The following is a 21,890-nucleotide window of genomic DNA, read 5'->3' on the forward strand; positions in this document are numbered from 1 at the left end:
ACACATTATGCGGATTAACAGTAGGAACAACAATAGGAATAGGATTAGGTGTTCTATTTGCCATAGATAAAGGAGAAAACACTCGTAAAAAAATTAAAGATACTATAAGCGATAAGGTTGATGAATTAAAGGAACAATTAGAACACCTTACCAAAAATATGCGTGATAAATCATTAGAAGTTGAAAGTTCTTTAGAAGAGAAGGTAGACAAGCTTTTATCAGAGTCAGATGATAAATCTGAAGACCTAATTGATTTATTAGAAAAAAAATTGGAAGCTTTGAAGAAAATGGCTAAAAAGTAATAGAGCCAAGCATTTAATCAATCATTTTAAATTTTAAAAGTATGAAAAGAAATCTCAAATTAGTCACTATAATTTCTCTATTCATAGTAGCTATTTCTTTTGTTTCTTGTAGTAAGAATGATGACCCAGCAGATAACGATATTTTTGTAGGTACATACAAAGGTAGAATCACTTATTTAGATGGAAACGTACATAAAGCTGCTGATAATGGTTCTGTAACTGTTGTTAAAGCAGGAGGCAGTTACTATTTTAGATTCTCAGATGGAATTCCTAATCTTAAAGGAGTTAAATTCAAAAAAGAAGGTGATCACACTTTAGTCAACATTGATTTTAAAGAAGGTGTAACATTTATTAGAATCAACGCTTCTACATTGAACATCCTTTATACTATGGATGGAAAAATATGGACTGCTAACGCAAAAAGATAGTTTTTTTAAAAATATAATAAAAGAGGGTGTGTCAAAATTGATACACCCTCAATTTTATTATAAAGATATAATCTACAAAGATTATTCAGTCTTTCCTTCTTCTGAAGGCTCTTCTGTTGAAGGTGCTTCAATTGAAGGATTTTCTGTCTCAACCTTTTTTGTAGAACGACGGCTACGGCGTGTCTTCTTAACTTCTGCTTTAGGCGCCTTAGCCATATTCTCATCATAATCAACCAACTCTATAAAAGCTATAGGAGCTGCATCACCTTTACGGAAACCGAGTTTAATCACACGAGTATAACCGCCTGGACGATCACCAATCTTAACAGAAATTTCTTTGAACAATTCGCTTACAGCTTCTTTGTCTTGTAAATAACGGAATACAACACGACGTGAATTTGTAGAATCATTCTTAGAACGTGTAATTAAAGGCTCAACAAACTTCTTTAAAGCTTTAGCCTTTGCAAGGGTCGTAGTGATTCTTTTGTGCTTAATCAAAGATACTGCCATATTAGAAAGCATAGCACTACGATGACTAGCAGTACGACCCAAATGGTTGAATTTCTTATTATGTCTCATTTTAAATTTTCTTATTGAGGACCAAAATGAATTTCTGTGGACAAAACCGGCTTAGGATCTATGTCGTACAGTAAATTTATTCGCGATCCAATTTGTACTTTGTAATATCGGTTCCAAACGTTAGATTCAGACTCTCGAGCAAATCATCAAGCTCAGAAAGCGATTTCTTACCAAAGTTGCGGAACTTCAAAAGATCTGTCTTATTGTATTGAACTAAATCGCCAAGTGTTTCTACATCTGCTGCCTTTAAACAATTCAGTGCTCGAACACTTAAATTCAGCGATGAATCAGTTAACTTTGTCTTAAGCAACTGACGCATATGCAACACTTCCTCATCAAACTCTTGATTCCCCTCTTGATCAGGGCTCTCTAACATAATTTTTTCGTCAGAGAATAACATAAAGTGATAGATGAGAACCTTTGCAGCCTCTTTTAATGCATCTTTTGGGTGAATAGAACCATCTGTTGTAACTTCAATAATCAGTTTGTCATAGTCGGTTTTTTGCTCAACACGATATGGCTCAACTGCATATTTCACATTACGTATTGGGGTGTAGATTGAATCGATTGGGAGTACATTTACATCAGTGCAGAACTCACGATTTTCATCAGCAGAAACGTAACCACGCCCCTTATTGATTGTTAAATCTATCTGCATTGAAGCCTTTGAATCTAAATGACAAATCACCAAATCAGGATTTAACACTTCAAATCCAGTCAGATACTTACCAATATCACCAGCTTTGAATTCAGTAGAATTCTCTACAGTGATACTAACTTTCTCATTCTCGAATTCTTCTACTACTTGCTTGAATCGAACTTGTTTGAGATTCAAAATGATGTTAGTAACATCTTCCTTTACGCCAGGAACTGTAGAAAATTCATGCTCAACACCCGCTATACGAATAGTGTTAATAGCATAACCTTCTAATGACGAAAGAAGGATGCGACGCAAAGAGTTACCTATTGTAATTCCATAGCCTGGCTCAAGAGGACGAAATTCGAACTTACCGAATTTGTCATTAGCCTCCAACATCACGACTTTATCAGGTTTTTGAAATGCTAATATCGCCATTAATTTAATGATTTTTATTGTTTAGAGTACAACTCAACGATTAACTGCTCTTTAATATTTTCGGGAATATCCGCACGATCTGGTTGGTGAAGGAATTTGCCACTCTTGCTATTCTCATCCCATTCAATCCAAGGATATTTACTGTGATTGAAACCTGCTAAAGCTGCTTCAATTACTTCTAGAGACTTTGCACGTTCACGAACGCCGACTATATCTCCAGGCTTTACTGCATAAGAAGCAATATTAACAACACTACCGTTTACAACGATGTGTTTATGACTCACCAATTGACGAGCTGCAGCACGTGTTGGTGCAAGACCAAGACGATAAACTACATTATCAAGACGGCTTTCAAGGCTCTGCAAAAGAACTTCACCTGTAATCCCACTTGCTTTAGCAGCACGATCAAAAAGATTACGGAACTGACGTTCCAAAACTCCGTATGTATATTTAGCCTTTTGTTTTTCTGCTAACTGAGCACCGTATTCAGAAACCTTACGGCGACGATTATTGCCGTGCTGCCCAGGAGGAAAATTTCTCTTAGCTAACACCTTATCTGCACCGAAGATTGGCTCACCAAAGCGGCGTGCGATTCTAGATTTTGGACCTATGTATCTTGCCATAATTTAATTTAATTCTTTAAATTGTTAAAAAGATGTGATTATACGCGACGACGTTTAGGAGGACGGCAACCATTATGTGGCAATGGAGTTACATCGACAATCTCTGTAACTTGAATACCAACAGTATTGACTGCACGAATTGCACTCTCACGACCATTACCTGGTCCTTTTACATACGCTTTTACTTTGCGTAAACCGAGGTCGAATGCTACTTTAGCACAATCTTCTGCTGCCATCTGCGCAGCATAAGGAGTGTTTTTCTTCGAGCCACGGAATCCCATCTTACCAGCTGAAGACCATGAAATAACCTGACCTTCATTATTTGTCAAGGATACAATAATGTTATTGAATGAACTATGTACATGGAGTTGACCAAGCGCATCAACTCGCACATTTCTCTTCTTTGATGTTGCTGTTTTCTTTGCCATAACTTTTTTAGTCTAAGCTTTAAGTAAGTAAGTTACAATCTAAATAGGACCATAACTCACGACTCATAACTAAATTTTATTTAGTAGCTTTTTTCTTATTAGCAACAGTCTTCTTCTTTCCCTTACGAGTGCGAGCATTATTCTTTGTACTCTGACCACGAACAGGAAGACCATTACGATGTCTAACTCCACGATAGCAACCTATATCCATGAGACGCTTGATATTCATCTGTATCTCTGAACGGAGATCACCTTCTACTTTAAATTCAGCGCTGATAATTTCACGGATCTTAGCAGCTTGGTCGTCAGACCATTCACTTACCTTAAGGTCACGGCTAATGCCTGCTTTATCCAATATCTTTGCTGAACTACTTCGACCTATACCATATATATAGGTCAATGCGATTTCGCCACGCTTTTCTTGGGGCAAATCTACTCCAACAATTCTTATTGCCATTGATTGTAATTAATTAAACTTTTATTCACAATAATTCGCAAAGTTACCCATTTTATATCAGGTAACAATGAGTTTTGTTTTTTTTAACTTTAACCCTGACGTAATTTGAACTTAGGATTCTTCTTGTTAATAACAAACAAGCGACCCTTTCGACGAACAATCTTACAGTCAGCTGTACGCTTCTTCAATGATGCTCTTGTCTTCATTTTTATGCTTTATTATTTATATCTGAAAACTATTCTGCCTTTAGTTAAATCATATGGACTCATCTCGACCTTCACTTTGTCCCCAGGAAGTATCTTAATATAGTGCATTCTCATTTTACCTGAGATGTGTGCAGTAATATCAACCCCATTCTCTAACTCTACTCGGAACATTGCATTAGAGAGAGCCTCTAAGATTGTCCCATCTTGTTCTATAGCAGTTTGCTTCGCCATATTTTAAACACAGTCTTAATGATGAATATTCTATTATAAATCTACACTATCAGTATTACATATTAATAAAATTAATCAGGGCAATCAAAATACACATAGAAAGACACCATAATATAAATGATTACCCTTTTTATTCTAATGTTTCATCCTTCAAAAATTTTCACCTAAAGGAGGATTTAATATGCAGAGACTGTATTATTACCACGTGTATGACCTGAATTCAATAGTCCATCATAGTGTCGCATCATTAGATGAGATTCTATTTGCTGCAGTGTATCAATAACTACACCAACAAGAATAAGCAATGATGTTCCACCAAAAAATTGACCAAACGAATCTTGTACATTCAATAGTCCAGCCAATGCTGGCATAATCGCAATGAAAGCGATAAATACAGACCCTGGACCAGTCAAACGACTCATTACAGAATCAATATATTCAGCAGTATTCTTACCTGGTTTAACTCCTGGTATAAATCCATTATTACGCTTCATATCCTCAGCCATCTGAGTTGGATTAAGAGTGATTGCAGTATAAAAATATGTAAATGCAATTATAAGAATTACATATATTGAATTATACAAAAGACTCTTTGTATTCATAAGAGACTGAAAGATTGGACTAGCACTATCGGTAGAATATTGAACGAATGCTAAAGGAATAAACATCAAAGCCTGAGCAAAGATGATAGGCATAACGTTAGCAGCAAACAACTTTAAAGGAATATATTGACGCGCTCCACCATATTGTTTATTTCCAACAACCTTCTTCGCATATTGCACAGGAATCTTACGTGTTCCTTGTGTAAGAAGAATCGCCGCACAAACAACCAAATATAGGATGATTATCTCAACTATAAACATCACAAGACCACCACTTGTAATTGCCGTGAAACGACTACTAACTTCTTGAAAGAAAGCTTGTGGAAGACGAGCTATAATACCCACCATAATAATGATAGAAACGCCATTCCCAACTCCTTTATCTGTAATGCGCTCACCGAGCCATAAAATAAACATAGACCCGGCAGCCAAGATTATTGAGGCAGATACTATGAAGAGCGTCCAATTGACACCTGTAGCCAAAGCTCCAGCTGCTTGCGTCTTCAAATTAAAGAGATACGCAGGGGCTTGAAAGAACAATATAAAAATTGTTAACACTCGCGTATACCAATTTATCTTCTTATGACCACTCTCACCATCTCTCTGCATCTTTTGGAAATATGGTACTGCAACCGCCAAAAGCTGCATTACAATTGAAGCTGAGATATAAGGCATAATTCCTAAAGCAAAAATAGAAGCCTTAGAAAATGCACCACCAGAGAACATATCCAACAATGACATTAGACCGCCAGCTGTTTGCGACTGGAGCTTTTCCAATAAACTGGGATTAATTCCAGGAAGTACAATAAACGAGCCAAAACGGTAAATGGCCGTGAACAAGATGGTCACGAGGAGTCGCTTACGCAAATCCTCGATTTTCCAACAGTTCTTCAGTGTCTCAATAAACTTTTTCATTTACTTAGATTATAGTTGTGTTACCACCAACTGCCTTAATAGCTGTCTCGGCAGTTTTAGAGAAGGAATTTGCTTCAACATCTACCTTCGTTTTCAATTCTCCATTTCCAAGAATCTTAACAAGCACTTTTCCATTTGTCAGACCAGCTTCAATAAGCTCAGTTAAACCAATCTTAGTCAGATTCTTTTTCTCTGCAAGTTCTTGAAGAGTTGACAAATTAACTACAAAATATTCCTTGTGATTGATATTCTTGAAACCACCTTTCGGAACACGGCGTTGAAGTGGCATTTGACCACCTTCAAAGCCAATCTTTTTCTTGTAACCAGAACGAGATTTTGCACCCTTATGACCACGAGTAGAAGTTCCGCCAAGTCCAGATCCTGTTCCACGACCAATTCTACGACGTGACTGGGTTGATCCCATTGCGGGTTTCAAATTATTTAATTTCATACCTTAGTTTCTTTAAAGGATTTATTAATCAATTAATGATACCAAATGATGCACTTTTCGAATCATTCCACGAATACTGGGAGTATCCTCTACTTCTACTACTTGTGAAATTTTACGAAGCCCTAGAGCCAACAAAGTAGCCTTCTGATCTTTAGGAGCATTAATGCGGCTCTTAATTTGCTTAACTTTTATTGTTGCCATATTTTACTCTCCTATATTAACCATTAAAAACTTTATTCATACTAATTCCTCGCTCTCCTGCAACTGTATAAGCATCGCGCATTTCAGCAAGCGCTGCTATTGTTGCCTTCACAAGATTATGAGGATTAGATGATCCTTTAGACTTTGCAATAACATCGGTAATACCTGCACTCTCCAATACAGCACGCATAGCACCACCCGCCTTTAGACCAGTACCTGCTGCTGCTGGCTTAAGTAATACTTGCGCACCACTATAACGAGTTTCAACCTCGTGAGGAACAGTTCCTTTTAAAACAGAAACCTTCACAAGATTTTTCTTGGCAGCATCAGTACCTTTTTGAATAGCTGCTGTTACTTCACCAGCTTTGCCAAGCCCCCAACCGATTACGCCTTTACCATCGCCGACTACAACGATAGCTGCAAATGTGAATGTACGTCCACCTTTAGTTACCTTGGTTACACGATTAATTGCAACCAAGCGATCTTTTAGTTCCACGTCACTATTTACTTTTACTTTATTCATTACCATAATCGTTTAGAATTTAAGTCCTCCTTCACGAGCACCTTCAGCTAATGCCTGTACGCGTCCATGATAAAGATAACCATTACGGTCAAATACTACTTGCTGAATACCTGCAGCTGTTGCTTTTTCAGCAATCAGCACACCAACTTTCTTTGCTTGTTCTATTTTGGTCATTTTTTCAAAACCTGTAGAAGAAGCAACAACAAGTGTAGTTCCCGTTAAATCATTAATAACCTGTGCATATATTTGTTTGTTACTACGAAAAACACTTAAACGTGGACGTTCCGCAGTTCCATTCACACTCTTACGAATGTGGTATTTTATTTTCAATCTTCTTTGTTCTTTCTTTGTTGTCATAATCGCAATGAATTATTAAAATTACTTAGCGGCAGCTGATTTACCAGATTTTCTACGAACAACTTCGCCTTTGAACAATATACCTTTACCTTTATATGGCTCAGGCTTACGGAAAGAACGAATCTTAGCACAAATAAGACCTAACAATTGCTTATCAGCTGTTTCAATAGTGATAACTGGATTCTGATTACGTTCACTTTTTGTCTCAACTTTCACTTCTTTCGGGAGTTGTAAGAATATAGGGTGCGTATAACCAAGCGTAAATTCAACTAAGTTTCCTTGATTTGAAACACGATATCCAACACCAACTAATTCAAGTGTCTTTGTATAACCTTCACTAACTCCTACTACCATATTATTTACGAGCGAGCGATAAAGCCCATGATATGCTTGCTTTTGCTTACTATTTTCTATATGGTTCGCATCAATCTCAAAAGTGACTAAAGAATTCTCAATATTCATCTTAATTGATGGATGCACATATTGAGACAATTCACCTTTAGGTCCTTTTACTGTAACAACATTATCCTTCTGTGAGATAGATACTCCAGCAGGAATACTAATTGGTAATTTTCCGATTCTTGACATATCAAATCCTCCAATTAATAAATATAACAAAGAACCTCACCACCTATTTTTTCAGTAGTAGCTTCTTTATTTGTCATTACACCTTTAGACGTAGAAATTATAGCAATTCCAAGTCCATTAATAACTCTCGGCATGTCTTTATAACCAGTATACTGGCGAAGACCTGGTGAAGAAACGCGTTTTAAACTTTTGATAGCGTTTTGTTTTGTTACTGGATCGTACTTTAAAGCGATCTTAATAGTACCTTGCGGTCCATCCTCAACGAACTTATAGTTCAGAATGTATCCCTTTTCAAAGAGAATCTTTGTGATAGACTTCTTTAAATTAGATGCAGGAACCTCAACAATGCGATGATGTGCCATAATCGCATTTCTGAGTCGTGTCAGATAATCTGCTATTGGGTCTGTCATAAATAAAAAATTTAATTAATCGGGGCTTTCCCGACAATATTAAAAAATACTTAATATTACACGATAAGTATCAAATAATACTCACTCGTTAAAATAGGGTCTTACCAACTTGCCTTCTTTACTCCAGGTATCAATCCTTGAGATGCCATCTCACGAAATTGAATACGAGAGATACCAAAGTGGCGAATATAACCTTTAGGTCGGCCTGTTATCTTACAGCGATTATGCAACCGAATAGGATTTGCATTCTTAGGAATCTCTTGCAATTTTCTTGCAGCATCATAAGCCTCTGCAGGATCCGTAGCTGTAGCTATTATCTTTTTCAAAGCGGCCCGTTTTTCTGCATAACGAGCTACCAATTTCGCGCGTTTTACTTCGCGAGCTTTCATTGATTCTTTTGCCATATTACTTAATCATTTTTAGCATTTTTGAATGGTAGCCCGAAAGCTTTTAAGAGAGCGTAACCTTCTTCATCAGTCTGGGCAGATGTCACAAAAGTTATATTCAAGCCTTGAATACGATCAACTTGATCAATATTTATTTCAGGGAAAATTATCTGTTCAGTTATACCTAACGTATAATTTCCACGCCCATCAAACTTGCTATCAATACCTTTAAAGTCCCGAATACGAGGCAAAGATACTCGCACCAGTTTCTCTAAAAATTCATACATTCTCTCTCGACGTAATGTTACCATAACGCCAATAGGCATTTTTTTACGAAGTTTAAAATTTGCGATATCTTTCTTTGAATAAGTTGCAACTGCCTTTTGACCTGTTATAGCTGTAATCTCATTAATTGCTACTTCAATAATCTTTTTATCTTGAGTTGCATCGCCTAAACCTTGATTAATAACAATCTTCTTCAATACAGGAATCTGCATTGCTGAAGTGTAATTAAATTGCTTTTGGAGAGTAGGAGCAATCTGTTCTTTATATTCTTTTTTTAATGCAGCTGTATTCATTATTTAATTACCTCCCCTGACTTTTTTGCTATACGTGTAATAGTCTTTCCGTCACGTTTAATCTTTATACGTGTTGGTCGCCCTGTTACAGGATCAATAAGACTAACATTTGAAATATGAATAGGTGCTTCTTTTTTGACGATACCACCTTGTGGATTCGCCGCAGATGGTTTTGTACTCTTTGAAACTAGGTTGATGCCGTCAACTAACACACGTCCTTTGTCAACGAGAACTTTGAGCACCTTACCACTTTTACCTTTATCAGAGCCTGCAAGTACAATTACTTGGTCATCTCTTTTGATATGGAATTTTGCCATTTTGTTTTTCGTTTAATCTATTAAAGAACTTCAGGTGCTAAAGAAACAACTTTCATATTTACTGAACGAAGCTCACGAGCGACAGGTCCGAAGATACGGCTTCCACGAAGTTCACCAGCATTGTTAAGTAATACACAAGCATTATCATCGAAACGTATATATGAGCCATCAGCACGTCTAATTTCCTTTTTAGTACGCACAATCAGCGCCTTTGATACTGCACCTTTCTTAATATCACTTGATGGTATAACATTCTGCACCGCAACTACGATAACGTCACCAACACTTGCATAACGTCGACGTGTACCACCAAGTACACGAATACACTTTGCTTCACGTGCTCCGCTGTTATCACATACTGTAAGTTTTGATTCTGTCTGTATCATAATTACTTAGCTTTTTCTACTATTTGAACTAATCTCCATCTTTTTGTTCTACTCAAAGGACGAGTCTCCATAATTGAAACTGTATCTCCAATATTAGCCTCATTCTTTTCGTCATGAACATGGTATTTCTTTGTCTTCTGAACAAATTTACCATATATAGGATGCTTTTCCTTGAATTTTGCAGCAATAACGACGGTCTTATCCATCTTATTACTTATAACAACACCCTGTCTTACTTTTCTTAAATTTCTTGTTTCCATCTGAACTACTATTTATTATTAAGTTCTCTTTGACGAAGTTCAGTCTTCATACGTGCAATATCACGACGAGCAATCTTAATTTGAGATGGACTTTCAAGAGGAGTAACCTGATGATTCAGCTTCATTTTATCAAGAGCTGTTTCAGCGTTTTCTATTTTTTCTACCAATTCGTTGGTATCAAGCTGTTTTACTTCTGCTATCTTCATCTTTTTTAAGCGTTTTTATCGTAATCACGTCTAACAACAAACTTTGTCTTTACTGGTAGTTTCTGTGCCGCAAGGCGAAGTGCCTCTTTAGCAATATCAAAACTAACACCTTCTACTTCAAAGAGGATGCGTCCTGGAGTAACTGGTGCAACCCAACCTGCAGGATCTCCCTTACCTTTACCCATACGCACATCAGCAGGTTTCCGGGTAATAGGTTTATCAGGAAATATTCTAATCCAGACTTGACCTTGACGATTCATATAACGATTCACTGCTATACGAGCTGCCTCTATCTGTCGGCTGTCAATCCACTTTGGCTCAAGCGTCTTGATACCAAAGGAACCAAAAGCTAACTGTGTACCTCTATGTGCGTTTCCTTTATTTCCACGTCCATCTTGAGGTCTTCTATATTTTACTCTTTTTGGTTGTAACATGATAACTCTCTCTTTTAACGGTTATTGTTTCTTCTGCGATTACCACGTCCAGAACGTACATTATTATTAGGACGTCCGTTACTCTTTTCCTGATTAAAATTAGGAGTCAAATCTACCTTGTCATAAATTTCTCCACGGCAAATCCATACCTTAATTCCTAACAGTCCTACTTTTGTAAGTGCCTCTGTTTGGCAATAATCGATATCTGCGCGGAATGTATGAAGTGGAGTTCGTCCCTCTTTAAACATCTCTTTACGTGCCATTTCAGCACCATTCAGACGACCTGTAATTTGAATTTTAATACCTTCAGCACCAGCGCGCATAGTATTCGCAATAGCCATCTTTATTGCTCGGCGGTACGCAACCTTTCCTTCTACTTGGCGTGCTATATTCATACCGACAATATTTGCATCTAGCTCAGGCTTTCTAACTTCAAAGATATTTATTTGAATTTCTTTCTTAAAAAGATTTTTTAATTCCTCTTTAAGTTTGTCAACGTCCTGACCACCCTTTCCAATCACCAATCCAGGGCGAGCTGTACAAATAGTGATAGTAACAAGCTTCAATGTTCGTTCGATTACGATACGAGAAACACTTGCTTTTTCGAGACGTTTATTCAAATAGGTTCTGATTTTTTTATCTTCTAAGAGATTGTCTCCAAAATTTTTACCCCCAAACCAATTTGAGTCCCAACCGCGAATAATGCCTAAACGGTTGCTTATTGGATTAACTTTCTGTCCCATTCTACTATTTATTTATATTATTAGCATTGACCTTTGAATCAACGAAAAGCGTAACATGGTTTGAACGTTTACGGATTCGGTAACCGCGTCCTTGAGGTGCTGGGCGCATACGTTTCATTGTAACACCTTCATCAACGAAGATCTTCGAGATATAGAGTTCATCGCCTTCAACTTTGCGATCGTTTTTTATTTCCCAATTTGCAATAGCTGAGCGCAAAAGTTTCTCTACATTCTGCGCAGCAGCTTTTTTAGAGAATCTTAATACACCCAAGGCACGATTTACCTCCATACCACGAACCATATCAACGACATAACGCATTTTCCGTGGAGAAGAAGGACAATCCTTGAGCTTTGCAAAATATTGGCTTCGAAGAGCTTGCTTACGTTCTTCTGCCTTTATATGTTTTCTTGCTCCCATTATATATTTCTTTTCTAAGGGTTATAACCTGTTATTTCCTATTACCAGAATGACCTCCAAAGCGTCTTGTGGGGCTAAACTCTCCGAGCTTATGTCCAACCATATTCTCAGTAATGTAAACAGGGATAAATTTATTTCCGTTATGAACTGCAACAGTGTGTCCCACAAATTCAGGGGAAATCATTGATGCTCTGGCCCAAGTTTTTACAACATTCTTTTTACCACTTTCATTCATTGCAAGAATTTTCTTCTCAAGTGATACGTTTATATATGGACCTTTTTTTAATGAACGACTCATAATTTACTCTTAATTACGTTGTTTACTTCTTGTTAGCTCTTTCAATTATATACTTGTTTGAAAGCTTCTTTGGTGCACGAGTCTTAAGACCCTTAGCATACAGACCCTTACGTGAACGTGGATGTCCACCAGACTGACGGCCTTCACCACCACCCATTGGGTGATCAACAGGGTTCATAACAACACCACGGTTGTGAGGGCGACGTCCCAACCAACGTGAGCGTCCTGCTTTACCTGATTGCTCAAGAGCATGATCAGAATTACCTACACTACCAACTGTTGCTTTACAAGCTGACAAAATCTGGCGTGTCTCACCAGAAGGAAGTTTGATAACACAGTAATTACCTTCACGAGAAGTAAGTTGAGCAAAATTACCAGCCGAACGAACAAGTAAAGCACCTTGACCTGGTCGTAGCTCAATATTATGAATTACGGTACCAACAGGGATGCTTGACAATGGTAGAGCATTACCAACTTCTGGTGCAGCTTCCGCACCAGACATTAGTTTAGCACCTACTTGCAGTCCGTTAGGAGCAATAATGTAACGTTTTTCACCGTCAGCATAGTATAATAATGCAATTCGAGCAGATCTGTTAGGATCATATTCAATTGTCTTCACTATAGCTGGAACACCATCTTTCTCTCGTTTAAAATCGATAAAACGAAGTTTTCGTTTATGACCACCGCCCATATAGCGAACAGTCATCTTACCAGTGTTATTTCGTCCACCAGTAGAACGTTTACCGTAAACAAGAGATTTTTCTGGTACGGATGCAGTAATATCCTCGAACGTACCAATAATCTTGTGTCTTTGTCCCGGGGTAACCGGTTTAAATTTACGTACTGCCATTTCTTATTTAAATATTGCTATAAAAATCAATTTCTTCGCCTGCCTTTATTGTTACAATCGCCTTCTTAAAAGCGTTCTTCTGTCCGCGAACAAGTCCTGCTTTCGTATAACGAGATTGACGTTTTCCAGCATAGCGGATAGTATTCACCTCTAAAACTGTAACATTATATAAATCTTCGATCTCCTTTTTAATCTCAAATTTATTTGCTTCAGGCTTCACAATAAACCCATACTTCGGCTGTGCTTGCTTTACATAAGAGTAAACTGTTTTTTCTTTCTTCAAGCCCTCAGGATGACGTTTATTCTTTACAACGTAGTTGCGAGTCTCGGCAACAGCATTATGCTTCTTGGCCGATTTTTCGTTTGCAACCTTAATTGTCTTATCAACAGAAGACTTTTCTGTTACAGCGTTCATCTTTTCAGTGACCACTGGCTTAATGATAAATCCCATATCTTATCTGTCTCCTACTTTTTACTTGGTTAAGATTTCATCAATCGTCTTCAAAGAACTTTCAGTAACAACTAAAACATCTGCATGTAAAATACTATAAGCATTTACCTGCATAGCAGTAGTAACTTGAGTCTTCTGCAAATTACGAGTTGACAAATATACATTATTTTGTGCTTTTGGCAAAACGAAAAGAATTTTCTTATCAGCTATTTTGAGATTTTTAGCAATATTTATCATTTCTTTTGTCTTTGGGGCATCAAAATCAAAGTCTTCAACAATCAAGATTGCAGAATCTTGAGCTTTATAAGACAATGCAGATTTTCGCGCAAGCACCTTAACCTTTTTATTAAGTTTGAAACTATAATCACGTGGGGTAGGACCAAACACACGACCACCGCCAACTAAGACTGGTGAATTTATATCACCACGACGTGCACCGCCACCACCTTTCTGACGACCTAATTTTCGTGTTGAGCCAGTATGCTCGCTTCTTTCTTTTGATTTTGCTGTGCCTTGACGTTGATCAGCTAGATACTGTTTTACATCGAGATAAAGCACATGATCGTTTGGCTCAATTCCGAAGATATTCTCGTTAAGAGTAACCTTACGGCCGGTCTCCTGACCTTTAATATCTAATACGTTAATATCCATTACTTATTAATTATAAGGGTTGAACCATTGCATCCAGCAACACTTCCTTTTACAAGAAGAATATTGTGTTCTGGAATAACTTTTAATACTTGGAGATTCTGAGTTGTAATTCTATCGCCACCCATTTGGCCACCCATTCTCATACCTTTGAAAACCTTAGCTGGATATGAACAAGCACCAATAGAACCTGGTTTACGTGCACGGTCATCTTGACCATGTGTAGACTGTCCTACACCACCAAAACCATGACGTTTTACAACACCCTGAAAACCTTTTCCTTTAGATGTACCAACAACATCTACAAACTTAGCATCGCTGAATAATTCTACAGTAATGGTATCACCGAGGTTATATTCCTCATCAAATTTGAACTCGGCCAAGTGCTTCTTTGGTGTTGTCCCTGCCTTTTTAAAGTGTCCTTGTTGTGGTTTAGAAGTATGCTTTTCTTTAGCTTCTCCAAAACCTAACTGAACAGCTTTATAGCCATCTTTCTCAATTGTCTTTACCTGAGTAACAACACAAGGGCCAGCTTCGATAACAGTGCACGGAACATTTTTACCGTCGGCACTGAAAACGGAAGTCATTCCGATTTTTTTTCCTAATAATCCTGGCATTTCAATTAAATTTTAAATAATTAATCTCTCTTTTCGTATTACGTAATTACACTTTAATTTCAACTTCTACACCAGAAGGTAGTTCTAATTTCATCAAAGCATCTACAGTTTTAGGTGTTGAACTATAGATATCAATTAGACGCTTAAAATCTGAAAGTTGAAACTGTTCACGCGATTTTTTATTAACAAACGTTGAACGGTTCACAGTATAAATACGTTTGTGTGTTGGCAATGGAATAGGTCCACTAACAATTGCACCTGTCGCTTTCACTGCTTTCACAATCTTTTCAGCAGACTTATCGACCAATTGATGATCGTAAGACTTCAGTTTTATACGAATTTTTTGACTCATATAGATTTGAATTTATAATTTATTAATTTTTTAAAAGGTACTCTCATAAGAGTCATTCGCTATGAGAGGACCTCAAAGTTTCTTTATTATTTAAGAAGGTCAGCATTCCCATTCAGTTCTTCCAGTATCTCTTTTGCGAGATTATTAGAAACTGGTGAATGGTGATCATATTCCATAGATGAAGTTGCACGACCAGATGTTATAGTACGTAAAGCAGTTACATAACCAAACATTTCTGATAATGGCACCATAGCCTTTACAACACGTGCACCACTACGAGCTTCTTCCATACCCTGAACAAGCCCACGGCGTTTATTCAAGTCTCCAATAACATCACCCATATTTTCTTCGGGAGTTACAACCTCAACCTTCATTATAGGCTCCATCAAAACAGGTCCCGCTTGTGGGCAAAGTTTTTTGAAAGCTTGATGTGCAACAAGTTCGAATGACAATTGGTCTGAGTCTACGGGGTGGAAAGAGCCATCAGTCAAAGTAACCTTCAATCCAGTTAGTGGAAATCCGCCAAGTACACCACTACTCAAACAATCCTTAAAGCCCTTTTCTACAGAAGGAATAAACTCCTTAGGAACGTTACCACCCTTTACAACATTGATAAACTGTAAGTCGCCTTCCTTGTAATCTTCGTCTTTAGGTTCAATTGTAACATCAATACAAGCAAATTTACCACGACCACCAGATTGTTTTTTATATGTTTCACGACTTTGTGCAGCCTTTGTGATAGCCTCTTTATAATTAACTTGTGGTTTTCCTTGATTACATTCTACCTTAAATTCACGCTTCAAACGGTCGATAATAATATCAAGGTGAAGTTCGCCCATACCAGAGATAATTGTCTGACCACTCTGTTCATCTGTACGCACTGTAAATGTTGGGTCTTCTTCTGCCAACTTCTGCAAACCTGTATCAAGCTTGGCTATATCTGCCTGACTCTTAGGTTCAACAGCGATAGAAATTACGGTATCAGGGAATGTCATTGATTCCAAAACTATTGGGTGGGCTTCATCGCAAAGAGTATCACCAGTACGGATATCCTTAAAACCTACACCTGCGCCGATATCGCCAGCGTCAATTGATTCCATTGGAATCTCCTTATTAGAGTTCATTTGGAATAAGCGGCTAATACGCTCTTTCTTACCAGAACGTGGGTTATAAACGTATGAACCTGCAACAACCTTACCAGAATAGACACGGAAGAAAACCAAACGTCCCATAAATGGATCTGTAGCGATCTTAAATGCGAGAGCTGCTGTCGGCTCGCTTATACTAGCCTTACGTTCTTCTTCTTCTTCTGTCTCTGGGTTAACACCAATTGTAGCAACAGTATCAAGTGGTGAAGGTAAGAATGCACAAACATAGTCTAATAAAGTTTGAACACCTTTATTCTTATATGAAGAGCCACAAAGCATTGGGCAGCAATCCATAGATATGCAGCCTTTACGAATAGCTGCTATCAACTTCTCCTCTGAAACTTCTTGACCTTCAAGATAAAGTTCCATTACTTCATCATCATAGTTTGCAGCACCTTCAATAAGTTTATCGCGCCATTCTGTTGCTTCATCAAGTAAATCTGCAGGAATGTCCTCTATATCATATTTAGCGCCCATAGTTTCATCGTGCCAAAGAATAGCCTTCATTTTAATAAGGTCTACTACTCCTTTAAAGTTTTCTTCAGCACCGATTGGTATCTGGATAGCAATAGGGTTTGCTCCTAAAATATCTTTCATTTGACGCACTGTCTCAAAGAAGTCAGCACCAGAGCGGTCCATCTTATTAACATAACCTACACGTGGTACGTTATATTTATCAGCCTGACGCCATACTGTTTCAGACTGTGGTTGAACACCATCAGCTGCAGAATAAGTAGCAACAGCACCATCAAGAACACGAAGAGAGCGTTCAACTTCTGCAGTAAAGTCTACGTGTCCCGGAGTATCTATCAAGTTTATTTTATATGATTTCCCTTCATAGTTCCAGTTACAAGTTGTAGCAGCTGAAGTAATGGTAATACCACGTTCTTGTTCTTGTGCCATCCAGTCCATTGTTGCTGCACCATCATGCACTTCACCAATTTTATGGGTTTTACCTGTATAGAACAATATGCGTTCTGATGTTGTTGTTTTACCGGCATCAATATGAGCCATAATACCGATATTGCGTGTCAAATGTAAATCGTGACTTGCCATTTTTATTTAATACCTTTTATTTTTCATTTAGAATCTGAAGTGAGCAAATGCACGGTTAGCTTCCGCCATACGATGCATATCTTCTTTTCGTTTATAAGCTCCACCTTGATTATTGAATGCATCCATAATTTCAGCAGCAAGCTTATCTGCCATACTCTTACCACCACGTTTACGTGCAAAAGCTATCATATTTTTCATTGACACGCTTTCCTTACGATCGGGGCGAATTTCAGTAGGAACTTGGAATGTAGCACCACCTATACGGCGGCTTTTAACTTCCACTTGTGGAGTTATATTATCAAGAGCTTGTTTCCAAACTTCTAATGCCGACTTTTCTTTATCTGTATTTTTATCGGCTACAATGTCAAGAGCTGCGTAAAAAATCTCGTATGAAATATTCTTCTTTCCATCATACATAAGATGATTTACAAACTTTGAAACCTTCTGATCATTAAACTTAGGATCTGGTAAGATCACTCGTTTCTTTGGTTTTGCTTTTCTCATTTTTATTTAAAATTTAGCAATTCTGCGGAGGCTGTCGTCTTTCCGTTCTTCAATATTCACTCTTGAACATTTACTCAACCTGTTATTAACAAATCTCCAGCAAAACTTTATTTTTTCTTTTTGATCTTCTATTTATCAACCATCACCGATTGTTAAATTGAAAACCGTTACGCATTGTGAAGCCTCTCTCCTCTTACAAGTCAGAGAAGAAGAAACCTAAAAGATTTTACTTTTTAGCTGCTTTTGGACGTTTAGCGCCATATTTAGAACGGCGTTGTGTACGACTTGCTACACCTGCGGTATCAAGAGTACCACGAACTATGTGATAACGTACACCTGGTAAATCTTTCACACGACCACCACGAACAAGAACAATACTGTGCTCTTGCAAATTATGTCCTTCGCCAGGAATGTATGAGTTCACTTCCTTTTGATTTGTTAAACGAACACGGGCAACTTTACGCATTGCCGAATTAGGCTTCTTAGGTGTTGTTGTATAGACACGTACGCAAACTCCACGACGCTGAGGACAGTTGTCCAAAGCAGGAGATTTACTTTTGTCTACAATCACCTTTCTACCTTTTTTTACTAATTGGGAAATAGTAGGCATAATTGTACTTTTTTATTTTATATTTATTTTATTTATTGTCAATATCTTAAACCCTCTCCTCCTATTATATAATAATGTATTATGAGGCATAAAGGCATTTCGAGGTGCAAAGGTACAAACTTTATTGAAAAAACAACTCATTATTATAGAAGTAATAAAGTGTGATATTTATAATTTAACATTATATAACTATAACTACGATACATTAACTTCTCAATTCTCTATCTAACAATATTTTTTGCCTATTTTCTCTAAAATAAAAATCTTGGATACAAGCACATAGAAATACTTTAAACATATATATTCAAGTTCAGTTAAAAAAAAGTGGCTGAAAATATTGTAGGGGTAGAATGTTCTTCGTAACTTTACAGATAGAATCTTTTATATAGGGCTTCTTTAGTGAGAATGTAGCTTTTTAATTAAAATTGTAAGTATGAATCATACTATTGCTTTTCTGCTTGGTGGACTGTTATTGCTCGTTTGGGTAGGCATATTATGGGCTTTCAAAAAGCTTTGTTTAAACAAAATAAATAGTGGAGTCTTAAGATATTCTCTTGGAATGATGTTAGCCTATGGGATATTGATTATGGTTTATGTGGCTACTAATCATTATTTACCCCTAAAAACAGTTATACTAAACTGGTATATTTGGCGCGTTCCTGGCGGAATTATCTTAATTCTTATTCCTGCCTTATATTCAATATTCCTTATAGGGAAAGGTTACTTCAATGAAGGAGGCAAGAAAGCTCCCTTTAAATGGAAATTAAAGATGATAGTATCAGTTTCCTTAAATGCGTTTCTTGCACTATTCGCTCTGATGTTCATAAACTTCCTTCAACAGGGCAGAAGCTTTTCGGAATTAGCGGCACTTACTCAAGAAGCTGTATTCTCTATTAACTGGTGTTTGTGGCTTGCTTTCGTAGCCTGCTGGGGTATTATCGTACTTATTGTGTGGATCAACCATAAGAAGCACTTCTCAAAGTCTAAACATAAATAACAAACATAAAGCAGTTAGTTTTAGTCCAATTCTGTATAAGTCAATGTAAAACTCGCCGTAAACAAGCTCTCCATAAAACTATTTGCAGGCAACAGGAGATACGCTGGACTCCCTATATACCTATATTTAATATTCTTTCAACAAATATCTAGAGCTTTAAAGAAAGATATTCAAGAATTAAAACTCATTTATAAATATCTTTCCAAGCAAAGACAATAAGTTAAGTCAACTGGTTATAATAGTTAGATGATTTATAAAATTCTGGTATCACCTCTCACTATGTACCGCATTTCCATATAATCTCTCCAACTCTTTCTTATCAAGGACTCTAATAAGGTACTCCGCCACGAAAAGTTTATATTCTGCAGCTGTAACATTATCTTGAACATCAAAGTAAGGAATTGACTTTGTGGAGCGATCGTAGGGAGTATTATCTTTCTTTATTTGTCTTTCAACTCTTCCTGAGATGAATTTATACCAAAAGGCTGGAACAGGATTCTCTTTTGTCCCGTATTTAGAATCACGTAGTTGAGTTTTATTTATATGGACTAAGAAGACATTACCTGGATTAAAATACGATTTAATTCTTGCAGCACCTAAGTCTCCACGACGTTTTTCTTGATTAAAGAAATCAATACCTTCAAACATACATATCGCAATATATTTTTTCATTTTAGCATCATAAAAAGATACCGTAAAATAATATATAAGATTATTATGTTTGTCCCGATAATTAGCAACATACTTTCTTTCTATTTGCTCTCTATTAAGTGGCAGTTCTATCTGAACACTCTTTGAGTCATTGATATAAGTCTCCAAGTATTGTAAATTATCAGTAGCACCTGTATTAGCAAAATAACTATATACATTATAGATTAGAGGAGCTAATATGAAAAAGCCAATAGCTCTCCATATTCCAACAGAAAAAGGCGATAATGTAGCCAAAAACTTTTTCTTATTCATTCTTTAGCAAATATAAACGATACCATACACCAAGTTTCATATCTCTATCTTTGTTTATTACTGAACTGTAAGCACCAGCAAGTGCAAAATTCTTTTTTGTTTTCCTTTAGCATATTGCACAGATTTGTATGTTAACAATGGACGAATGGCACAGAATCAATATGGTCTATGTTTATATCACATATCTGTATCATTTCAGATTTAAACTCTTCTTATCGTTAGGGATTCTTTATAAGGTCCTTTTGAGATAATACCTTATTAATTAGTTTGGTCTGGAAAGAATTGTTCTCAATGTTCCTTTCTGAAAACATAAAACGAGAATTAGACACGCCCGAATGGTATAATTCGTCCACCAAATGATTTAATTTATCTATATCACTATCAAACCATTTATACTCGTCTTCCGAAATTGAATAATATCTTTCATACCAAGCAACCCAAGTAATTGTTATTGCCAACATATACTGTTTAAGGTATGGACAATAACCAACGGTGTAGTACTTATCTTTATTTACCTTGATATCTTCTAACATACAACATTACTTTATAATTCTTGTTACCCGTATTATTAAATCATAGCTATGTCATCTTCTTATACTTGTATGACACATCTAATAAAATATCAGCTAATTTAGTATCTGGATAATCAAGTAAGAATCTTGGATACGAAGGTTGATATTTGGTTTTATCCAAAATCTCCAACATCTTTGTTAGCTCCAACTTTATATTAAGTAACATCGCTATAGGTAATTCTCTATCAGTATCTTTACCTATTCTAGAATTTTCAATCTCCTTATTTACTTTATCTAATGCTTCTGTAATTAGTTTATCAATATCCATTATTCAACTAAACTCCAGTCTATAGTATCACTAAACCAGCTATGTTCTTTTCCTAATGTTATAATATATTCTTTTAAAGAATTGCTATCAAAGTCTGGATTATTCTTTCTGAAAGCCTCATTCATTAGTCCCTTATCCAACCATAGAAGAAACGTTTTCCCCAATTCAAACTGTTGTTCCACCGCATACTTCGTTTCATATTCTTCAACAGAAACGCAGAAATCTATTATTAAATAATTATCAGACTTGGTATAGCGAACAAACGATCGTCTTCTATAAGAATCTGGCAAACAACGAATAGCAATACCAATACTGATATTATACTTTTCGTACTTTTTATTTATCTTATCAACCAGCAAATCTCTTAAGTCTGAGGAAAGTTCAGAAACACTTGCACCAGCCGTATCTGTTACTATCGAAAAATCCATATACAATTAATGTTTGCATTTATT

General features: G+C 36.7%; 39 protein-coding genes. 3 read left to right on the top strand and 36 right to left on the bottom strand.

The annotated features are described in order from the left end of the window. Together HMPREF9144_RS08615 and HMPREF9144_RS08620 are read left to right on the top strand one after the other, a co-directional pair. A partial coding sequence (locus HMPREF9144_RS08615; RefSeq protein WP_006045584.1) for a YtxH domain-containing protein occupies positions 1-302 on the top strand: 302 nt, incomplete at its 5' end. Between the two features lie 41 nt (positions 303-343). Beyond that, positions 344-730 (top strand): hypothetical protein, encoded by a 387-nt coding sequence (locus HMPREF9144_RS08620; protein WP_006045585.1) that lies wholly within the window; start codon positions 344-346, stop codon positions 728-730. Positions 731-811: 81 nt separating this feature from the next. Here the strand turns inward: HMPREF9144_RS08620 and rplQ are convergent, their stop codons facing one another. The 32 genes from rplQ to rpsL form a co-directional block, all read right to left on the bottom strand. Further along, positions 812-1,309, bottom strand: a complete 498-nt coding sequence (gene rplQ, locus HMPREF9144_RS08625; RefSeq protein ID WP_006045586.1) for a 50S ribosomal protein L17 — start codon at positions 1,307-1,309, stop codon at positions 812-814. Between the two features lie 76 nt (positions 1,310-1,385). After that, the gene (locus tag HMPREF9144_RS08630) at positions 1,386-2,384 is read right to left on the bottom strand and encodes a DNA-directed RNA polymerase subunit alpha (protein ID WP_006045587.1); all 999 of its coding nucleotides are present in this window, start codon (positions 2,382-2,384) and stop codon (positions 1,386-1,388) included. A 14-nt stretch (positions 2,385-2,398) separates the two neighbouring features. Then, the gene (rpsD, locus tag HMPREF9144_RS08635) at positions 2,399-3,007 is read right to left on the bottom strand and encodes a 30S ribosomal protein S4 (RefSeq protein WP_006045588.1); all 609 of its coding nucleotides are present in this window, start codon (positions 3,005-3,007) and stop codon (positions 2,399-2,401) included. A 38-nt stretch (positions 3,008-3,045) separates the two neighbouring features. Further along, a complete protein-coding gene (gene rpsK / locus HMPREF9144_RS08640; protein WP_006045589.1) occupies positions 3,046-3,435 on the bottom strand; it encodes a 30S ribosomal protein S11 in 390 nt (129 codons plus the stop codon). A 76-nt stretch (positions 3,436-3,511) separates the two neighbouring features. Beyond that, positions 3,512-3,892 (bottom strand): 30S ribosomal protein S13, encoded by a 381-nt coding sequence (gene rpsM, locus HMPREF9144_RS08645; RefSeq protein ID WP_006045590.1) that lies wholly within the window; start codon positions 3,890-3,892, stop codon positions 3,512-3,514. A gap of 89 nt (positions 3,893-3,981) precedes the next feature. After that, entirely contained in the window at positions 3,982-4,098 is a 117-nt protein-coding gene (gene rpmJ / locus HMPREF9144_RS12940) for a 50S ribosomal protein L36 (RefSeq protein ID WP_004335771.1), read from the bottom strand. Between the two features lie 12 nt (positions 4,099-4,110). After that, positions 4,111-4,329, bottom strand: coding sequence for a translation initiation factor IF-1 (gene infA, locus HMPREF9144_RS08650; RefSeq protein WP_004352768.1), 219 nt, complete (start codon positions 4,327-4,329; stop codon positions 4,111-4,113). A gap of 176 nt (positions 4,330-4,505) precedes the next feature. Beyond that, complete coding sequence (gene secY, locus HMPREF9144_RS08655) at positions 4,506-5,846, bottom strand: preprotein translocase subunit SecY (protein WP_006045591.1); 1,341 nt, start codon at positions 5,844-5,846, stop codon at positions 4,506-4,508. 4 nt (positions 5,847-5,850) lie between these two features. Continuing rightward, a complete protein-coding gene (rplO, locus tag HMPREF9144_RS08660; protein WP_006045592.1) occupies positions 5,851-6,297 on the bottom strand; it encodes a 50S ribosomal protein L15 in 447 nt (148 codons plus the stop codon). A 24-nt stretch (positions 6,298-6,321) separates the two neighbouring features. Then, positions 6,322-6,498 (bottom strand): 50S ribosomal protein L30, encoded by a 177-nt coding sequence (gene rpmD, locus HMPREF9144_RS08665; protein WP_006045593.1) that lies wholly within the window; start codon positions 6,496-6,498, stop codon positions 6,322-6,324. Positions 6,499-6,514: 16 nt separating this feature from the next. Further along, positions 6,515-7,027 (bottom strand): 30S ribosomal protein S5, encoded by a 513-nt coding sequence (rpsE, locus tag HMPREF9144_RS08670; protein ID WP_006045594.1) that lies wholly within the window; start codon positions 7,025-7,027, stop codon positions 6,515-6,517. Positions 7,028-7,033: 6 nt separating this feature from the next. Continuing rightward, the gene (rplR, locus tag HMPREF9144_RS08675) at positions 7,034-7,378 is read right to left on the bottom strand and encodes a 50S ribosomal protein L18 (RefSeq protein ID WP_006045595.1); all 345 of its coding nucleotides are present in this window, start codon (positions 7,376-7,378) and stop codon (positions 7,034-7,036) included. A 21-nt stretch (positions 7,379-7,399) separates the two neighbouring features. Then, positions 7,400-7,966, bottom strand: a complete 567-nt coding sequence (gene rplF, locus HMPREF9144_RS08680) for a 50S ribosomal protein L6 (RefSeq protein ID WP_040595432.1) — start codon at positions 7,964-7,966, stop codon at positions 7,400-7,402. A 14-nt stretch (positions 7,967-7,980) separates the two neighbouring features. Beyond that, complete coding sequence (rpsH, locus tag HMPREF9144_RS08685; protein ID WP_006045597.1) at positions 7,981-8,376, bottom strand: 30S ribosomal protein S8; 396 nt, start codon at positions 8,374-8,376, stop codon at positions 7,981-7,983. A gap of 101 nt (positions 8,377-8,477) precedes the next feature. Then, on the bottom strand, positions 8,478-8,780 hold the full coding sequence (rpsN, locus tag HMPREF9144_RS08690; protein WP_006045598.1) for a 30S ribosomal protein S14: 303 nt from the start codon (positions 8,778-8,780) through the stop codon (positions 8,478-8,480). 5 nt (positions 8,781-8,785) lie between these two features. Then, positions 8,786-9,340 (bottom strand): 50S ribosomal protein L5, encoded by a 555-nt coding sequence (gene rplE, locus HMPREF9144_RS08695; protein WP_006045599.1) that lies wholly within the window; start codon positions 9,338-9,340, stop codon positions 8,786-8,788. After that, positions 9,340-9,657 (bottom strand): 50S ribosomal protein L24, encoded by a 318-nt coding sequence (gene rplX / locus HMPREF9144_RS08700; protein WP_006045600.1) that lies wholly within the window; start codon positions 9,655-9,657, stop codon positions 9,340-9,342. Before rplX ends, rplE begins: the two co-directional genes overlap by 1 nt. A 20-nt stretch (positions 9,658-9,677) precedes the next feature. Then, positions 9,678-10,043 carry a 50S ribosomal protein L14 gene (rplN, locus tag HMPREF9144_RS08705; RefSeq protein ID WP_006045601.1) on the bottom strand — a complete coding sequence of 122 codons (366 nt, stop codon included), beginning with the start codon at positions 10,041-10,043 and terminating at the stop codon, positions 9,678-9,680. A 2-nt stretch (positions 10,044-10,045) separates the two neighbouring features. Beyond that, positions 10,046-10,303: a 30S ribosomal protein S17 gene (gene rpsQ, locus HMPREF9144_RS08710; protein ID WP_006045602.1), complete on the bottom strand. Its 258-nt coding sequence runs from the start codon at positions 10,301-10,303 to the stop codon at positions 10,046-10,048. Positions 10,304-10,311: 8 nt separating this feature from the next. Beyond that, the gene (gene rpmC / locus HMPREF9144_RS08715; RefSeq protein WP_006045603.1) at positions 10,312-10,509 is read right to left on the bottom strand and encodes a 50S ribosomal protein L29; all 198 of its coding nucleotides are present in this window, start codon (positions 10,507-10,509) and stop codon (positions 10,312-10,314) included. A 5-nt stretch (positions 10,510-10,514) separates the two neighbouring features. After that, positions 10,515-10,943 (bottom strand): 50S ribosomal protein L16, encoded by a 429-nt coding sequence (rplP, locus tag HMPREF9144_RS08720; RefSeq protein WP_004357794.1) that lies wholly within the window; start codon positions 10,941-10,943, stop codon positions 10,515-10,517. 14 nt (positions 10,944-10,957) lie between these two features. Beyond that, a complete protein-coding gene (rpsC, locus tag HMPREF9144_RS08725) occupies positions 10,958-11,686 on the bottom strand; it encodes a 30S ribosomal protein S3 (protein WP_006045604.1) in 729 nt (242 codons plus the stop codon). 4 nt (positions 11,687-11,690) lie between these two features. Beyond that, complete coding sequence (rplV, locus tag HMPREF9144_RS08730; protein WP_006045605.1) at positions 11,691-12,104, bottom strand: 50S ribosomal protein L22; 414 nt, start codon at positions 12,102-12,104, stop codon at positions 11,691-11,693. 31 nt (positions 12,105-12,135) lie between these two features. Continuing rightward, positions 12,136-12,402 (bottom strand): 30S ribosomal protein S19, encoded by a 267-nt coding sequence (gene rpsS / locus HMPREF9144_RS08735; RefSeq protein ID WP_004362533.1) that lies wholly within the window; start codon positions 12,400-12,402, stop codon positions 12,136-12,138. A 22-nt stretch (positions 12,403-12,424) separates the two neighbouring features. Then, a complete protein-coding gene (rplB, locus tag HMPREF9144_RS08740) occupies positions 12,425-13,252 on the bottom strand; it encodes a 50S ribosomal protein L2 (protein ID WP_006045606.1) in 828 nt (275 codons plus the stop codon). Between the two features lie 7 nt (positions 13,253-13,259). Next, positions 13,260-13,703 (bottom strand): 50S ribosomal protein L23, encoded by a 444-nt coding sequence (gene rplW, locus HMPREF9144_RS08745; RefSeq protein WP_006045607.1) that lies wholly within the window; start codon positions 13,701-13,703, stop codon positions 13,260-13,262. Positions 13,704-13,724: 21 nt separating this feature from the next. Next, positions 13,725-14,354, bottom strand: coding sequence for a 50S ribosomal protein L4 (gene rplD, locus HMPREF9144_RS08750; RefSeq protein ID WP_006045608.1), 630 nt, complete (start codon positions 14,352-14,354; stop codon positions 13,725-13,727). After that, the gene (gene rplC, locus HMPREF9144_RS08755) at positions 14,354-14,968 is read right to left on the bottom strand and encodes a 50S ribosomal protein L3 (protein WP_006045609.1); all 615 of its coding nucleotides are present in this window, start codon (positions 14,966-14,968) and stop codon (positions 14,354-14,356) included. The genes rplD and rplC overlap by 1 nt, the downstream gene beginning before the upstream one ends. Before the next feature lie 46 nt (positions 14,969-15,014). After that, on the bottom strand, positions 15,015-15,320 hold the full coding sequence (gene rpsJ / locus HMPREF9144_RS08760; protein WP_004357736.1) for a 30S ribosomal protein S10: 306 nt from the start codon (positions 15,318-15,320) through the stop codon (positions 15,015-15,017). An 86-nt stretch (positions 15,321-15,406) separates the two neighbouring features. Next, entirely contained in the window at positions 15,407-17,524 is a 2,118-nt protein-coding gene (gene fusA / locus HMPREF9144_RS08765) for an elongation factor G (RefSeq protein WP_006045610.1), read from the bottom strand. A 27-nt stretch (positions 17,525-17,551) separates the two neighbouring features. Beyond that, positions 17,552-18,028, bottom strand: a complete 477-nt coding sequence (gene rpsG, locus HMPREF9144_RS08770; RefSeq protein ID WP_006045611.1) for a 30S ribosomal protein S7 — start codon at positions 18,026-18,028, stop codon at positions 17,552-17,554. Between the two features lie 226 nt (positions 18,029-18,254). Continuing rightward, positions 18,255-18,638: a 30S ribosomal protein S12 gene (gene rpsL, locus HMPREF9144_RS08775; RefSeq protein WP_006045612.1), complete on the bottom strand. Its 384-nt coding sequence runs from the start codon at positions 18,636-18,638 to the stop codon at positions 18,255-18,257. Positions 18,639-19,071: 433 nt separating this feature from the next. On the opposite strand from rpsL, the gene HMPREF9144_RS08780 reads away from it, so the two are divergent. Next, positions 19,072-19,635 (top strand): hypothetical protein, encoded by a 564-nt coding sequence (locus HMPREF9144_RS08780; protein ID WP_006045613.1) that lies wholly within the window; start codon positions 19,072-19,074, stop codon positions 19,633-19,635. Positions 19,636-19,902: 267 nt separating this feature from the next. On the opposite strand, the gene HMPREF9144_RS08785 is transcribed toward HMPREF9144_RS08780, so the two are convergent. From HMPREF9144_RS08785 to HMPREF9144_RS08800, 4 genes are all read right to left on the bottom strand, one after another. Next, positions 19,903-20,598, bottom strand: coding sequence for a DUF8188 family protein (locus HMPREF9144_RS08785; protein WP_006045614.1), 696 nt, complete (start codon positions 20,596-20,598; stop codon positions 19,903-19,905). A gap of 218 nt (positions 20,599-20,816) precedes the next feature. Continuing rightward, positions 20,817-21,131: a hypothetical protein gene (locus tag HMPREF9144_RS08790; protein WP_006045615.1), complete on the bottom strand. Its 315-nt coding sequence runs from the start codon at positions 21,129-21,131 to the stop codon at positions 20,817-20,819. A gap of 46 nt (positions 21,132-21,177) precedes the next feature. After that, complete coding sequence (locus HMPREF9144_RS08795) at positions 21,178-21,438, bottom strand: hypothetical protein (RefSeq protein ID WP_006045616.1); 261 nt, start codon at positions 21,436-21,438, stop codon at positions 21,178-21,180. Beyond that, entirely contained in the window at positions 21,438-21,866 is a 429-nt protein-coding gene (locus HMPREF9144_RS08800) for an Imm44 family immunity protein (protein ID WP_006045617.1), read from the bottom strand. Before HMPREF9144_RS08800 ends, HMPREF9144_RS08795 begins: the two co-directional genes overlap by 1 nt. Between the last annotated feature and the right edge of the window lie 24 nt (positions 21,867-21,890).

This window comes from Prevotella pallens ATCC 700821 (genome assembly GCF_000220255.1).
GTDB classification, from domain to species: Bacteria; Bacteroidota; Bacteroidia; order Bacteroidales; family Bacteroidaceae; genus Prevotella; species Prevotella pallens.